The following is a 15,030-nucleotide window of genomic DNA, read 5'->3' on the forward strand; positions in this document are numbered from 1 at the left end:
GTCGCGCAGGTGATGACACGTGCGCGGCGGGCCGCGTAGCGTTGTCGGAATGAGCGGATGGACATGGCAGGCCTGGGTCGGACTCGTCGGTGGCACGCTGGTGTTCTTCGCCGTGCTCGGGCCGGTCCTCCTCGTGCAACTCCGCAGGTACGGCCAGATGTCCCTCCCCAGAGTCCTCGGTGCCGCGGCAGTCAGCATCTACGCGGTGGCACTCGTCGCCTACACCCTGCTGCCGCTGCCGGACGTGCGACAGAACTGCGGCTCGAACGGCGGTGCACTCGAACTCATCCCCGGGCATTCGATCGGCGACATCGCCCGCGAGACCGCCGGACTCTCGGTCGTCAGCACCCTCACGAGTCACGCGATGCTGCAAGTGGTCATGAACGTGATCCTGTTCATCCCGTTCGGCGCGATTGCGAGACGCTACTGGAACCGGAGCCTCGGCGTCTCCATCGCCCTCGGCGCCCTGGTGTCGCTCCTCGTCGAAACGACGCAGTGGACCGGCATCTGGGGTGTCTACGAGTGCGCGTACCGCGTGGCGGACGTCGACGACCTGATCGCCAACACGGCCGGAGCGGCGATCGGCGCACTGCTCGCCCCCATCGTCCTCGCCTGGATGCCGAGTGCGCGCGCACTGCGGGAGACCCGTGACGCAGCCCGTCCGGTGACGGTGTGGCGGCGATGGTTCGGCATGGTGCTGGATGCCGTGGCCGTGCAGATCGCGATCACGGTGCTGTCGATGCTGTTCCTCCTGCCCCGGTTGGTCGCGAACGGCGGCAGAGGGCCGGGGTTCGACCCGACCCTGGTCGAGGCGCTCGGCATCGGCGGGGGCACCGTCATCCTCGTCATCGTCCTGCCGGCGCTCCTCGGGAGCGGCGCGTCGATCGGGCAGCGACTCGTCTGGTTGACCCCGGCGTGGCCCGACCATCGGGGGTCGATCCCCCGACGCCTGTACCGCTCATCCGTCGTCACCCTGCCGTACATCGCCGCGACGACCGCCGGTCAGCTTCCGGACACCGGAGCCGGCGTCTCGCAGACCATTGCCGGCGTGGTCGCCCTCGTCAGCCTGCTCGTCGTGACCATCGCGGTGGTCTCCGTCCCCTTCTCGAGGAACCGGCGGGGACTCTCCTGCGCTGTGTCCGGAGCGGAACTGCGCGACGCGCGCTCGTAGCAGGCGGAATCTCCTGCTCCCGTGCGGATCGCCTACAGCTCGCGACCGAGAAGCCCCGTGAGGAACCGCTGCAGTTCCTCGGCCATGTCGACCGACTCCGGAGCGAGGAGCCACTGCACCTGCAGGCCGTCCATGAGTGCGATCGTCATGGACGCGGCACTCGTCGGCGAGAAGTCGGGGCCGACCTCGCCCGCCTCGTGCAACAGCCCGAAGGTGCGCTCGAGGCGTCCCCGGGTGGAGGCGTAACGCTGCACGAAGTAGTCGTGAGCCGGGTGGTCCGGCGATGTCCCCTCCGCCGACAGGGTGCAGTAGAGCGCGACCACGCCAGGGATCGAGGCGTTGTACCTGGCGAGCGCGACCAACCCCTGGAGGGTCGCGATCGGGTCGTCGCCGTCCATCGGCACGAGCTTGCCGGCGTGGTCGTCGCGATGACTGAGGACCGCGGCCAGCAACGCGCTCTTGTTCGGGAAGTGGTGCAACAGCCCGGCCTCACTCATGCCCACCTGTTCGGCGACCTCGCGCAGCGATCCGGCACGGTACCCGCCGTGCGCGAACACGGCGAGGGCAGCATCGAGGATGGCGAGCCGCTTCATGCCGGTCTTCGCATATGAGCCGCGAGGCTTCCCCTGCGCCTTGCTCGCGGTCTTGGCCGATGTCATCGGACGACCTCCCCCTTCGGACGGCTTCACGATAGCGCGTTCTTCATCGAACGCCGCGGCCTGGTCGTGATCCAACTGTGACAGACGGAAAAACAAAAAGCTAGTAGGCACTCGGGTTTCGTGCTAGCGTCCTCAATCACCAGCGATCCGATGAGGGATTGCTCACAGCGAATAGGACAATGATGTTCCGATGGAAGACGACAGCAGCCGTCGCGGTCACCGCAGCTGCACTCGTGCTCACCGGGTGCTCCGGGAGCGATTCAGGTTCTGAGGGCGGCTCCGGCGGCACCTTGATCCTCGGTGCGATCACCGCCCCGACCACCTTCGACCCGGCAGGTTCCGAGTGGGGCAACCGCTCCTCGTACTACCAGGCCGTCTTCGACACGCTGCTCGTCGCGACGAGCGACGGGAAGATCGAGCCGTCACTCGCGACCGAATGGTCGTACAACGACGACAACACCGTCCTCACGCTGAAGATCCGTGACGACGTCACCTTCACCGACACGTCCAAACTCACCGCCGACGTCGTCAAGCAGAACCTCGAACGCTTCAAGACCGGCACCTCCCCCGACGCCGGCTACTTCGCCGGTGTCGCCTCGGTCGAGGCCCCCGACGAGACCACCGTCGTCATCACGCTCTCGGCTCCCGACCCGGCCATGCTCAACTACCTGACGCGTGACCCGGGACTCATCGGCAGCGCCGAGAACTTCGACAGCCCGGACCTCGCGACCACGCCGGTCGGCTCCGGTCCGTACATCATCGACACGGCCGCGACGGTCACCGGCACGAGCTACTCCTTCACGAAGAACCCCGACTACTGGAACAAGGACTGGCAGCACTACGACAAGCTGACGATCAACGTCCTCGCCGACGCGACCGCAGGACTCAACGCCATCAAGGCCGGCGAGGCCAACGGCGTCAAGCTCGCCAGCAACGACAACCTCGCCGAGGTCGAAGGAGCCGGCTGGACCATCAACGCCAACGAGCTCGACTTCCAGGGCATGCTGCTCCTCGACCGCGCAGGAACCATGAACCCGGCCCTCGCCGATGTGAAGGTCCGCCAGGCGATCAACTACGCGTTCGACCGCCCCGCCCTCCTCAAGGCGCTGCAGAACGACAACGGCACCGTGACCGGGCAGGTCTTCCCGGAGAACTCGCCGGCGTACGACAAGGCGCTCGACGACCGCTACGGCTACGACCCCGAGAAGGCGAAGGAACTCCTCGCCGAGGCCGGCTACGCAGACGGTTTCACGCTCGCCATGCCGTCGTCCCCGGTGCTGGGCGCGACCACCTACACGCTCATCTCGCAGCAGCTCGCCGACATCGGCATCACCGCCGAGTACACCGACCCCGGCAACAACTTCATCGCCGACCTCCTTGCACCGAAGTACCCGGCCTCGTTCATGGCACTGGAGCAGAACCCCGACTGGCAGCTCATCCAGTTCATGATCGCGCCGAACGCCGTGTTCAACCCCTTCAAGTACGACGACCCGAAGGTGGACGAGCTCATCAAGCAGATCCAGTACGGCGATGAGGAGACGCAGGGCAAGGTCGCCAAGGAGCTCAACACGTACATCGTCGAGCAGGCCTGGTTCGCACCCTTCTACCGGGTGCAGGGCAGCTTCGCGACCGACGCCAACACGACGGTCAAGACGATGCCGACGAACGCGTTCCCGTCGCTCTACGACTTCCAGCCCAAGTAGCGCGCTGGTCCTGAGCATGTCGAGGGGCACTCCCTTCGACAAGCTCAGGGACCGGGACCGTCCGGCCCGGAACGTCGCACCACAAGCCCGGCCCGCCCGAGTACAGCACTGCACTCGGGCGGGCTGCCCCACCTCTCCTCGTTCACCCACTTCCTGGAGTGACCCATGCTCGGCTTCATCCTGAGGCGCCTGGTTTCCGGCGTCGTCCTCATCTTCGTGATCTCCGTGATCGCGTACACCCTCCTCTACCTCGGCGGCGGCGACATCGCCCGCCGCATCCTCGGCCAGAGCGCCACCACCGAGACCGTCGCGAAGAAGGCTGCGGAACTCGGTCTCGACCGCCCGCTCCCCGTGCAGTACCTCGACTGGCTGACCTCGGCCTTCCAGGGCGACCTCGGCCGCTCCTGGTTCACCGGCCAGCTCGTCTCCACCGGCGTCACCAGCCGTCTCGCCGTCACCCTCTCGATCGTGATCGGTGCGACGATCATCGCCGCGATCGTCTCGGTCATCCTCGGTGTCCTCGCCGCCCGCCGCGGTGGATGGATCGACAACGTCGTCCAGTTCATCTCCGTCATCGGCTTCGCGATCCCCAGCTTCCTGATCGCCCTCGTGCTCGTCATCACCTTCGCGATCAACCTCCGACTGTTCAAGGCGACCGGGTACATCCCGATCACGACCTCGTTCTCCGGATGGGTGGCGTCGGTGACGCTGCCGATCATCGCGTTGGCCATCGGCGCCATCGCGACGGTGGCACAGCAGGTGCGCGGCTCCGTCGTGGACGCCATGTCGAAGGACTACGTGCGGACGCTCCGCAGCCGCGGCCTCGGCACCAACCGGGTCATCTACAAGCACGTGCTGCGGAACGCCGGCGGCCCGGCCCTCGCGGTCCTCGCCGTGCAGTTCATCGGCCTCCTCGGTGGCGCCGTCATCATCGAGCAGATCTTCGCCCTCCCCGGCATCGGTCAGCTCGCCGTGCAGGCGACGACCTCGGGGGATATCCCGATCGTCATGGGCGTGGTCATCGCGACCGCGATCATCGTCGTCATCGTCAACCTGCTCATCGACCTCGCGCAGGCTGCGCTCAACCCGAAGGTGCGACTCTCATGACCGCCGTCGAAACCCCGATCACCGTCCCGACGCCGCAGGTCCGCATAGGCCTCCTCCGGCGTCTCCTGAAGCGCCCCATCGGCGCAGCGGCACTCGTCTTCCTCGCGATCGTCGCCGTGGTCGCTGCGATCGGGCCGCTCATCGCCCCGCAGAACCCGAACCTGGCATCGCTGCAGCTCGTGCTCGCTTCGCCGAGCGCCGACCACCTCCTCGGTGCCGACAGCGCCGGCCGGGACGTGTTCTCCCGGCTGCTCGCCGCGACCCAGATCAGCGTCGCCGCTGCGCTCGTCGCCCTCGTGGTCGCGATCCTCATCGGCGTCGTCGCCGGTCTGATCGCCGGCTACTACCAGGGCTGGTTCGACGCCGTGTCCTCCTGGTTCACGGGCCTCATCATGGCGCTGCCGGGCATCGTCGTCCTCCTCGCGGCCCGCGCCGTCCTCGGGCCGTCCGTGTGGATCTCGATGGCGATCTTCGGCATCCTGCTCTCCCCGGCGTACTTCCGCCTCGTGTACGCGGCCGTCACCGCCGTCCGCTCGGAGCTGTACGTCGATGCCGCACGCGTCTCGGGTCTCAGCGATCCGCGCATCATCGGCAAGCACATCCTCTCGGTCGTCCGAGCACCGATCATCATCCAGTCGGCGATCATCGCCGGTATCGCCATCGCGATCCAGTCGGGTCTCGAGTTCCTCGGGCTCGGCGACCTCTCGGTCCCGACCTGGGGTTCGATGCTGAACGACGGGTTCGTCAACATCTACAAGGCCCCGCTGCTCATGGTCTGGCCGTCGCTCGCGATCGCCCTCACCTGCATCGCGTTGACGCTCCTCGCCAACGCCATGCGCGACGAACTGGAGCGCACCGTCAGCGTCCGCCGGCGTCGCCGCAAGATCGTGACGACATCGAAGACGGGTTCCAACACGATCGTCACGCAGTCGATCAGTACCTCGGGTGTCTCCGAGGATGAGGTCGTCGGCGTCCCACCGATCCGACACGATGACGACGCCCGCGCAGCAGTCCGTGCAGACGACCTCGTGCTCAGCGTCCGCGACCTCCGTGTCGGCTACGACAAGGAGGGCGGCACGGTCACTGAGGTCGTCCACGGTGTCGACCTCGACATCCGTCGCGGCGAGGTCCACGGTCTCATCGGCGAATCCGGCTCGGGCAAGACCCAGACCGCCTGGGGTGTGCTCGGCCTGCTCCCCCGCGGTGGCAGGGTCGTCGACGGCACGATCCGGTACGAGGGCACACGCCTCGACACGCTCGGCGAACGCGAATACACGGCCATCCGGGGCCGTCGCATCGGCTACATCCCGCAGGAGCCCATGTCGAACCTCGACCCGGCGTTCACGATCGGCAGCCAGCTGGTCGAACCGCTCCGCGTCGCTCTCGGCCTCAGCAAGAAGGAGGCGACGGCGAAGGCCCTCGCCCTGCTCGACCGGGTCGGCATCCCCAACCCCAAGCGCACCTTCGACGCCTACCGGCACGAGGTCTCCGGCGGCATGGCCCAGCGCGTCCTCATCGCCGGTGCCGTGTCGACCGACCCGGACCTCATCATCGCCGACGAGCCCACCACCGCGCTCGATGTCACGGTGCAGGCGGAGGTCCTCGACCTCCTGCGCGACCTGCAGGCGGAACGCCACATGGCGATGCTGCTCGTGACGCACAACTTCGGTGTCGTCGCCGACCTCTGCGACCGCGTCTCCGTCATGCAGAACGGCCTCATCGTGGAGACCGGGCCGGTGCGCTCCATCTTCAATCACGCCGAGCACCCGTACACGAAGTCGCTGCTCGGCGCCATCCTCGACGAGGGACCGGCGCGTCCGGCTCTCGCCACCACGACCACGACGGGAGAGAACCGATGACGACGTCACTGCTCGAGGTCGACAACCTCGAAGTCGAGTACCCGGGTAAGGGATTCCGCGCCCAACCGTTCAAGGCGCTCAAGGGTGTCTCGATCGACATCAAGGCAGGCGAGACCGTCGGCCTCGTCGGCGAGTCGGGCTCCGGTAAGACCACACTCGGTCGTGCCGTGCTGGGCCTCGCCCCCGTCACGGGCGGCAGTATCCGCTACCGGGACCAGGAGATCGGCCACCTGAAGCGCAAGGAGCGCCGAGCCCTCAGCTCGGAGATCCAGGTCGTCTTCCAGGACCCCTACTCCTCGCTCAACCCGTCGCTCACGATCGAGCAGATCCTCACCGAACCGCTCACCGTCCGCGGCGTCTCCGGCGCCGACGCCCGGAAGCGGGTTGGCACGCTGCTCGACCAGGTGCAGCTCCCGACCGGTGCCGCCTCCCGTCTCCCGCGCGAGTTCTCCGGCGGCCAGCGTCAACGCATCGCCATCGCCCGGGCACTCGCGCTCGACCCGAAGCTCATCGTCTGCGACGAACCCGTCTCGGCACTCGACCTGTCGACCCAGGCGCGCGTGCTCGACCTGTTCATCGACATCCAGGAGCAGACGGGCGTCGCCTACCTCTTCATCTCTCACGACCTCGCGGTCGTCCGGCACATCAGCCACCGTGTGGCCGTGATGTACCGCGGCGAGATCGTGGAGTCCGGCGACGGCGACCAGGTCACCGCACGCCCGCAGCACCCGTACACGCAACGGTTGTTCATGGCGGCGCCCATCCCGGATCCGGACCGCCAGGAGGAGCGTCGCGTCGAGCGTCGACGGCTGATCGACGAGCAACGCGCCGCAGAGACCGCCGTCTGATCCGCCCGGATCCCCAACGACTGCCCGGCCGGGGCGGGCCAGGAACTTCCCCGGCCGGGCACACCACGACGGTCCTCGAGCCTCGAAAGGCACCTCGACAGGCTCGGTGACCGGACCTTCACGCACCCCCGCAGATCGGATCTCCCGCATGACCCTCACCACCCCGAAGCACGCCGCTCCAGCACAGGCCGTCGACGTCGACGCGATCAACGCGCTCGTCGCCCGCCTCGACCTCGAGGAGAAGGTCGCGCTCGTCTCGGGCGCCGACTTCTGGACGACGGTCCCGCTGGAGAAGATCGGCCTGCGGGCGATGGTCCTGTCCGACGGCCCCGCCGGCGTCCGCGGCCCGGTCTGGGACGAACGCTCGCCCTCGCTCAACCTGCCGTCCGCCACGGCGCTCGCCTCCTCCTGGGATCCGTCGTTCGCGTACCGCTACGGTGCGGCTGCAGCAGCCGAGGCCCGCCGTAAGGACGTCGACGTCGTCCTCGGCCCCACCATCAACCTGCACCGCTCCCCGCTCGGCGGCCGTCACTTCGAGGCCTTCAGCGAGGACCCCGAGCTCACCGGTTCGCTCGCGGCCGCGTACATCAGCGGCCTCCAGGACAACGGCGTCGCCGCGACACCGAAGCACTACGTCGCGAACGACTCCGAGACCGACCGCTTCACCGTGGACGTGCACGCGAGCCGACGAGCCCTCCGCGAGCTGTACCTCGCTCCCTTCGAACGCGCCGTCACCGAGGCGCACGCCTGGGCCATCATGAGCGCGTACAACTCCGTCGACGGCGTCACGATGAGCGAGAACGACCTCCTCGAGACGCCACTCAACTCCGAATGGGGCTTCGACGGCGTCGTCGTCAGCGACTGGACGGGTGTCCGCAGCCTCGGCTCGGCGACAGCCTCGCAGGACCTCGCGATGCCCGGCCCTGCACCGGCCTGGAGCGGACAACTCGTCGCCGCAGTGCGGGACGGCCGCGTCCCCGAGTCCGATGTCGACCGCAAGGTCGCGCGTCTGCTCACGCTCGCGGTCCGCGTCGGTGCCATCGGTGAGGAGGCCCTCCCACCGACACCGGTCGACGGCATCGCCTTCGCCCGCGAGGCCGAGACCGAGGGCATCGTGCTCCTCTCCAACGACGGCACCCTCCCGCTCGACGCCGCAGCCCTCAGCCGCGTCGCCGTCATCGGCCACAACGCCCGCGACTCGCGGACCCAGGGCGGCGGCAGCGCGACCGTGCTGCCCGAACACACCGTCAGCCCGCTGGAGGGACTGCGTGTCGCCCTGCCCGACTCGATCATCGACTACGCCGTCGGCGCGATCGTGCAGGAGGGTGTCGCCGAGCTGCCCCTCGACCGGCTCACCAATCCGCGCACGGGCGAGCCCGGCCTCGTGTCGACCTTCCTCGACGCCGACGGCACGGAACTCCTCACCGAGGACCGCCGCTCCACCGCGCTCGTCTGGTTCGGTGGCGACGCCCCGGTCGGCACCGCCTCGCAACTCGTGCTCACCACCTCGTACACACCGGACACGACGGAGCAGCTGCGGCTCGGTTTCGCCACCGGACTCCACGGGCGCCTGTTCGTCGACGGCATCCTCCTGGTGGACGAGCAGCCCGTCATCGTCGGATCCGATCTCGGCGCTGCGCTCCTCGCCCCACCGTCGGCGACCGGAACCTTCGCCGCCCAGGCCGAGGTCCCCGTCGAGATCCGTGCCGAGTTCGACCTGGTAGCCACTGAGAACGGCATCAACGCCATCAGCGTCACCGTCGGCCGCGCTCCGGACGATTCGGACCCCGACGCGCTCATCGCGCAGGCTGTCGAGGCAGCGCGGGCGGCGGATGTCGCCGTGGTCGTCGTCGGCACCAACTCGCAGGTCGAGTCGGAAGGCTGGGACCGGGGCGACCTCACGCTGCCGGGCCGCCAGGACGAGCTCGTCCGGGCCGTCGTCGCGGCGAACCCGCGCACGGTCGTCGTCGTCAACTCCGGCGCACCCGTCCTCCTGCCGTGGAGCGACGACGTCGCAGCCGTCCTGCTCGGCTGGTTCGGCGGCCAGGAGATGGGCAACGCGATCGCGGACGTCCTGCTCGGAGCCTCCGAACCAGGCGGGCGCCTCACCACGACTTGGGCGGCAGCGCTCGACGATGTCCCGGTGCTCGACGTGACGCCGGTGGACGGTGTCCTCGCGTACGAGGAGGGCATCCACATCGGATACCGCGCGTGGCTCCGTTCCGGCACACAGCCCGCCTTCTGGTTCGGGCACGGCCTCGGATACACGACGTGGGTCATCGACGGCGCGGCCCTCGACGGCGACGTCGCCGCAGGCACCGCCCGTCTCTCGGGGACTGCCACGAACACCGGCTCGCGCGTCGGCAAGCACGTCGTGCAGGTCTATGCCGAGCGCGGCGATTCCGCGGTGGACCGCCCGGTGCGTTGGCTCGTGGGTTCCGCCGTCGTCCACGCCGGCGCTGGCACGTCAAGCGACTGGGAGGTCGAGCTCCCGGCCCGTGTGTTCGCGCACTGGGCCGACACATGGGAGGTCGAGGCAGGCGACTTCACGCTCCGCGTCGGCAGCTCCGTCGTCGACCTGGAGCACGACATCGTCGTCACCATCGGCGCAGGGACGGCCCGATAGGGCTTGTCGCGACCGGCCTCACCAGCACCACCCGTTTCACGTGCAACACTCGCACCACCTCGCATCACGACCAGAGGAGTCCCATGTTCGACCGCAGCTCAGCCTTCGGTGAGGTCATCGAGAGCCCCGCGGGGCGCATCGTCCTCGAGACCTTCCTCCCCGGCATCGCCGCGTCGCCGATGGCCAAGCAGTTCCGCAGCATCCGCCTCGGTCAGCTCACCGCGATCGTGCCGGAACTCCAGGACGAACAGGCCCGCGAGCAACTCTGGGCGGCGCTCGCGGAGGTGGATGACGGGCCCGACGCACGTGCCGCCTACGGCGCGGCGATCGAACCCTCGTCGGACTACGAAGCCGACGACGTCGTCCGCGGTTCGGCAGGCGTCGTGGTCACGGCCACCGTCCCCCGGTATGGCGTGATCGAGGTTCGCCTCGACGGGCCGTCGCACGGCAACCCGTTCGTCGACGTGGAACTCGGTGCGACGTTCGTGTGCGGTCCGCGGGTACTCACGGTCGGCGGCTTCTACGACGGCGACGGCCGCTACATCGTGCGCCTCCTCGCCGAGGAGGAGGGCGAGTGGACGTTCACGACGACGTCAACCGCACGTTCGCTGGACGGCATCGCCGGGAGCATCACGGTCACCGCGGCTGCACCCGGAAACCACGGTCCCGTGCGGGTCGACGGCTTCCACTTCGCCCATGCCGACGGCACCCGCCATCGCCCACTCGGGACCACCGCCTACGCCTGGACGCACCAACCGGCCGAGCTGCAGGAGCAGACGCTGCGGACGCTCGAGACAGGGCCGTTCACGAAGATGCGCATGTGCGTGTTCCCGAAGTCGTACCTGTACAACGCGAACGAGCCCGAGGTCTTCCCCTTCCCAGGATCGCTCGCCGACGGCTTCGATCACGAGCGCTTCGATCCCGCGTACTGGGCGAACCTCGAACAGCGCATCGTGCAGCTCGGTGCACTCGGCATCGAAGCCGACCTCATCCTCTTCCACGCCTACGACCGCTGGGGCTTCGCCGACCTCGGTCCCGCCGTGGACGAGCGCTTCCTCCGCTACGCCGTCCGCCGCCTCGCCGCCTACGCGAACGTGTGGTGGTCGATGGCGAACGAGTACGACCTGTTGTGGGCCAAGACGAACGAGGACTGGGAGCGCCTCGCGGCCGTCGTCAGCTCCGAGGACCCGCACGACCACCTCAACTCGATCCACAACTGCCAGGGGTTCTACGACTACTCGAAGCCGTGGATCACCCACTGCAGCGTGCAGCGCGTCGACGTGTACAGGACCGCCGAGAACACCGACGCGTGGCGTGAGCAGTGGGGCAAGCCGATCGTCATCGACGAGTGCGCCTACGAGGGCGACATCGACCAGGGCTGGGGCAACATCACCGGCGACGAGATGGTCCGTCGCTTCTGGGAGGGCGCCATCCGCGGCGGCTACGTCGGCCACGGCGAGACGTACCTCAACGACATCGAGCAGCTCTGGTGGTCGAAGGGCGGCGAGCTCGTGGGGTCGAGCCCCGACCGCATCGCGTTCCTCGAGCGCATCTCCGCCGAATCGCCCACCGGTGTCCTCGACCCGCTTCCGGGCGACTGGGACGTGCCGTGGGGTGGAGTCGAGGGGCGCTACGTCATCGGCTACTTCGGGTTCAACCGGCCCCGGTTCCGCAACGTGTTCCTGCCCGAGGGCGAGTTCCACGTCGACGTCCTCGACACCTGGAACATGACCGTCGAGACGATGCCCGGGACGTACACCGGAACGGTCCGGGTCGACCTCCCCGGTCGGCAGTTCATGGCCGTTCGTCTGCGCCGCGTCGAGTAGCGCCCCACCGCACCTCGACACGCTCGGCGACCAGTCCTCGCGAGGTTCCTTCCCGCCGGCCCCCGAGCTTGTCGAGGGGCACCGCCTTGTCCTCGTTGACAGGGTTTGCACGGACGGCTTACTGTGGGTGCGCATTCATGCAACATGCGTTGCATGATGCGCAACCTCGCTGAACTGCATCCTCTGACTGGAGCGCGACCATGGACGACGGCACCCGCACCACCCTCCTGCGCGACATCCTGCGGGGGACCGCACTCACCGCCCTCCTGCCGTCCTGGGTGACCGGTGGGGGCGGCGATGCGGTCCTCGACCGCCTGCGCGACGACGCGGTCGTCGCGGAACTCGAACGTGCCTTCGCCGAGCCGCCTGCGGTCGAACGCATCGACTGGTCCTCCGTGCGGATCGCCCAGGTCTCGCACCCCGATCTCGCCGAACTCGTCGGTCGCAGCGTCGCAGAACTCGCCGCCGAAGCCGGCCAGTCGCCGGCCATGCTCATCTCCGACACGCTCATCGCCGATCGCCTCACCACCCTCGTCGAGTCCACCGGCCTGCACGCCTGACCCAGATCCCACACCATCGTCCTTTCTCAGGAACGTTCCGGCGTGTCGTCGCTGGCCCGGGGAAGCCGCCCGCGACACGCCGAGGCCCTCCTGAGTTGGGGAAAACCGTCGACAAGGAAGAGTGAGCTGATGCTCCCACTGCCCGCATCCATCCAGACCCACGACGGCGCCTTCACGCTCCGCAGCACGACCGGACTCGGCGGTGACCGCCGGTTCACCGCCGCGAGCCGATGGTTGCGCGGAGTCCTCCAGGCCTCGACGGGCTTCGACCTCGACGCCCGCATCGACCTGCGCACCGACAGCATCGCCTTCATCCAGGACGACGCCGTCCCAGCCGGCGGGTACCGCCTCTCGGTCGAAGACGACGGCGTCCGCATCACCGCCTCCGATGCCTCAGGCGCGTTCTCGGGGGCGGTCACGCTGACCCAGCTGCTCCCGGCCGCCGTGAACCGGCAGGGACTCGTCGACGGCATCGAGTGGAGGATCCCCGCCACGACGATCGACGACGCCCCGCGTTTCGGCTGGCGCGGCGTCATGCTCGACGTCGCCCGGCACTTCCTCCCGAAAGCCGACGTGTTGCGCTTCATCGACGTCGCTGCCCGCCACAAGCTGAACGTGCTGCACTTCCACCTCACCGACGACCAGGGCTGGCGCGTCCAGATCGATGCCTACCCGCGTCTCACCGAAGTCGGCGCCTGGCGGTCGGAGAGCGCTCACGGAGCCGCGCGCCAAGCACCCGGCGACGGTCGTCCACACGGCGGCTTCTACACGAAGGACGACCTGCGCGAGATCGTCGCGTACGCTGCGGCTCGCTGCGTCACCGTCGTCCCGGAGATCAATGCCCCGGGCCACGCCCGCGCCGTCATCGCCGCCTACCCCGAGCTCGGCGTGTCGGACGTCCCGCAGGAGCCGGACGAGCCGTCCGTCTGGACACGCTGGGGCATCAACGAGGCGATCCTCGACATGGGTCAGCACACGGTCGACTTCTTCCGCACGGTCTTCGACGAGGTCATGGAGATCTTCCCGTCCGAGTACATCGGCATCGGCGGAGACGAAGCCAAGAAGGGCCGGTGGGCAGCCAGCCCCAGCACGCAGTCCCTCATGGTGGAGCGCGGGATCGGGACGGTCGAGGAGCTGCAGGCCTGGTTCGTCTCGCAGCTCGATGCGCACCTCAGCGCCGCCGGACGTCGGGCGTTCGGATGGGACGAGATCCTCGAGGGCGGTCTGGCCTCGGGCGCGACCGTCGCTTCCTGGCGTGGCGAGTTCGGTGCTGTCGCCGCCGCGAGATCGGGTCACGACGTCGTCGCCTGCCCGGATGACCGCGTGTACCTCGACTACCGGGAGTCCGAGCTCCCGGGTGAGCCGATCCCGGTGGGCCCACCACTGACCGTGGCGGAGGTCTACGCGCTCGAACCGGTCCCGGCGGAACTCACGGAAGCCGAGGCCACGCATGTGATCGGCGTACAGGCGAACATCTGGACCGAGCACATCGACTCCGCCCGCGTCATCGACTACATGGCCTACCCGCGCCTCTGCGCCCTCGCCGAGGTCGCCTGGGTGGGCCGCGAGCGCCACTTCGCCGGGTTCGAGACTCGGCTCGAGGAGCACCTCGCCCGGCTCGACGCGCTCGGGGTCGAGTATCGTCGCGCGACCGGCCCGCTGCCGTGGCAGGAGCGTCCGGACGCCGAGGGCCGTCCGTCGACCCGCGAGCAGCGCGCCGCACTCGTCGCCGAACTCACGAAGGACATCCGGGCGTAGCGGCTCCCGCGCCCCCGGAAGGCGTCGCTCGGGCGCCCCGGTCCCTGGTCTCGTCGAAGGGCAACCCCCAGGGCGCACGGAGGGTCGGCTGGAAGACTGGCTGCATGACGACCATCACGCTGACCAAGGGCCTCGAGGCCTACCGGGCCGACCCGCCGCAGGGCGTGGAGCTGCGCGGCGGGCTCGTCCTCATCCACGAGATCTGGGGCCTCGTCCCGCACATCACCGACGTCGCCGACCGCTTCGCAGCTGAGGGCTACATCGTGATCGCACCGGACATCCTGAGCGGAGCAGGCGTCACCCCCGAGGTCGGCGAGGAGCTCCAGCAGCTCGTCTTCAACAGTGACGAGGCCACGAGGACCGCCGCGCAACCGAAGCTCCGCGAGAAGCTGTCGACCACCAAGTCGCCCGAGTTCGCGGAGGAGGCCGTCGCGTCGCTCACGAAGGCCGTCGACCGGCTGTTCGATGAGGACGGCATCGACGGCCGGATCGCGGTCGTGGGCTTCTGCTTCGGCGGCACGTACAGCTTCGCGCTGGCGGGTGCCGACCGCCGCATCCGTGCAGCCGTCCCGTTCTACGGCGCCCCGCCGGAACTCGAGTCCGCCGGCTCCATCGCGTGCCCGGTGCTCGCCTTCTACGGCGACCAGGACGAGGGCCTCATGAAGACGCTTCCCGAGGTGACGGCCGCACTGGAGGACGCCCGTGTCGAGTTCACGGCGACCGTGTATCCCGAAGCCGGCCACGCCTTCTTCAACGACACCAACACGATCACCTATCGCGAGGACGCAGCCCTCGACGCCTGGGCGAAGACGCTCACGTTCCTCGACACCTCGCTCGGCAACGCGTAGCCCGCGCCCGCGGTTCGCCCGCTCCCCGTCCACAACTCGTGCAGTAGCCGGGATCCAGCCCCGGA

Annotated in this window: 11 protein-coding genes; 10 read left to right on the forward strand and 1 reads right to left on the reverse strand. The window is 68.8% G+C overall.

What is annotated here, in order from left to right; all coding sequences use genetic code 11:
* Positions 1–49 precede the first annotated feature (49 nt).
* Positions 50–1,171 carry a VanZ family protein gene (locus ABMA10_RS19785; protein WP_347870167.1) on the forward strand — a complete coding sequence of 374 codons (1,122 nt, stop codon included), beginning with the start codon at positions 50–52 and terminating at the stop codon, positions 1,169–1,171.
* 32 nt (positions 1,172–1,203) lie between these two features.
* Here the strand turns inward: ABMA10_RS19785 and ABMA10_RS19790 are convergent, their stop codons facing one another.
* On the reverse strand, positions 1,204–1,830 hold the full coding sequence (locus ABMA10_RS19790; RefSeq protein ID WP_347870166.1) for a TetR/AcrR family transcriptional regulator: 627 nt from the start codon (positions 1,828–1,830) through the stop codon (positions 1,204–1,206).
* A 179-nt stretch (positions 1,831–2,009) separates the two neighbouring features.
* On the opposite strand from ABMA10_RS19790, the gene ABMA10_RS19795 reads away from it, so the two are divergent.
* From ABMA10_RS19795 to ABMA10_RS19835, 9 genes are all read left to right on the forward strand, one after another.
* Complete coding sequence (locus tag ABMA10_RS19795; RefSeq protein WP_347870165.1) at positions 2,010–3,533, forward strand: ABC transporter substrate-binding protein; 1,524 nt, start codon at positions 2,010–2,012, stop codon at positions 3,531–3,533.
* A 165-nt stretch (positions 3,534–3,698) separates the two neighbouring features.
* Positions 3,699–4,640: an ABC transporter permease gene (locus tag ABMA10_RS19800; protein ID WP_347870164.1), complete on the forward strand. Its 942-nt coding sequence runs from the start codon at positions 3,699–3,701 to the stop codon at positions 4,638–4,640.
* Positions 4,637–6,499: a dipeptide/oligopeptide/nickel ABC transporter permease/ATP-binding protein gene (locus ABMA10_RS19805; protein ID WP_347870163.1), complete on the forward strand. Its 1,863-nt coding sequence runs from the start codon at positions 4,637–4,639 to the stop codon at positions 6,497–6,499. The genes ABMA10_RS19800 and ABMA10_RS19805 overlap by 4 nt, the downstream gene beginning before the upstream one ends.
* Positions 6,496–7,347 (forward strand): ATP-binding cassette domain-containing protein, encoded by an 852-nt coding sequence (locus ABMA10_RS19810; protein WP_347870162.1) that lies wholly within the window; start codon positions 6,496–6,498, stop codon positions 7,345–7,347. Before ABMA10_RS19805 ends, ABMA10_RS19810 begins: the two co-directional genes overlap by 4 nt.
* A gap of 148 nt (positions 7,348–7,495) precedes the next feature.
* Entirely contained in the window at positions 7,496–9,973 is a 2,478-nt protein-coding gene (locus tag ABMA10_RS19815) for a beta-glucosidase family protein (RefSeq protein WP_347870161.1), read from the forward strand.
* An 83-nt stretch (positions 9,974–10,056) separates the two neighbouring features.
* Complete coding sequence (locus ABMA10_RS19820) at positions 10,057–11,799, forward strand: DUF5605 domain-containing protein (RefSeq protein WP_347870160.1); 1,743 nt, start codon at positions 10,057–10,059, stop codon at positions 11,797–11,799.
* Between the two features lie 200 nt (positions 11,800–11,999).
* The gene (locus tag ABMA10_RS19825) at positions 12,000–12,359 is read left to right on the forward strand and encodes a hypothetical protein (protein ID WP_347870159.1); all 360 of its coding nucleotides are present in this window, start codon (positions 12,000–12,002) and stop codon (positions 12,357–12,359) included.
* A 129-nt stretch (positions 12,360–12,488) separates the two neighbouring features.
* A complete protein-coding gene (locus ABMA10_RS19830; protein ID WP_431030887.1) occupies positions 12,489–14,117 on the forward strand; it encodes a beta-N-acetylhexosaminidase in 1,629 nt (542 codons plus the stop codon).
* A 104-nt stretch (positions 14,118–14,221) separates the two neighbouring features.
* A complete protein-coding gene (locus ABMA10_RS19835) occupies positions 14,222–14,965 on the forward strand; it encodes a dienelactone hydrolase family protein (RefSeq protein ID WP_347870157.1) in 744 nt (247 codons plus the stop codon).
* Positions 14,966–15,030: the final 65 nt, after the last annotated feature.

The organism is Plantibacter sp. RU18 (assembly GCF_050613355.1).
GTDB lineage: Bacteria > Actinomycetota > Actinomycetes > Actinomycetales > Microbacteriaceae > Plantibacter.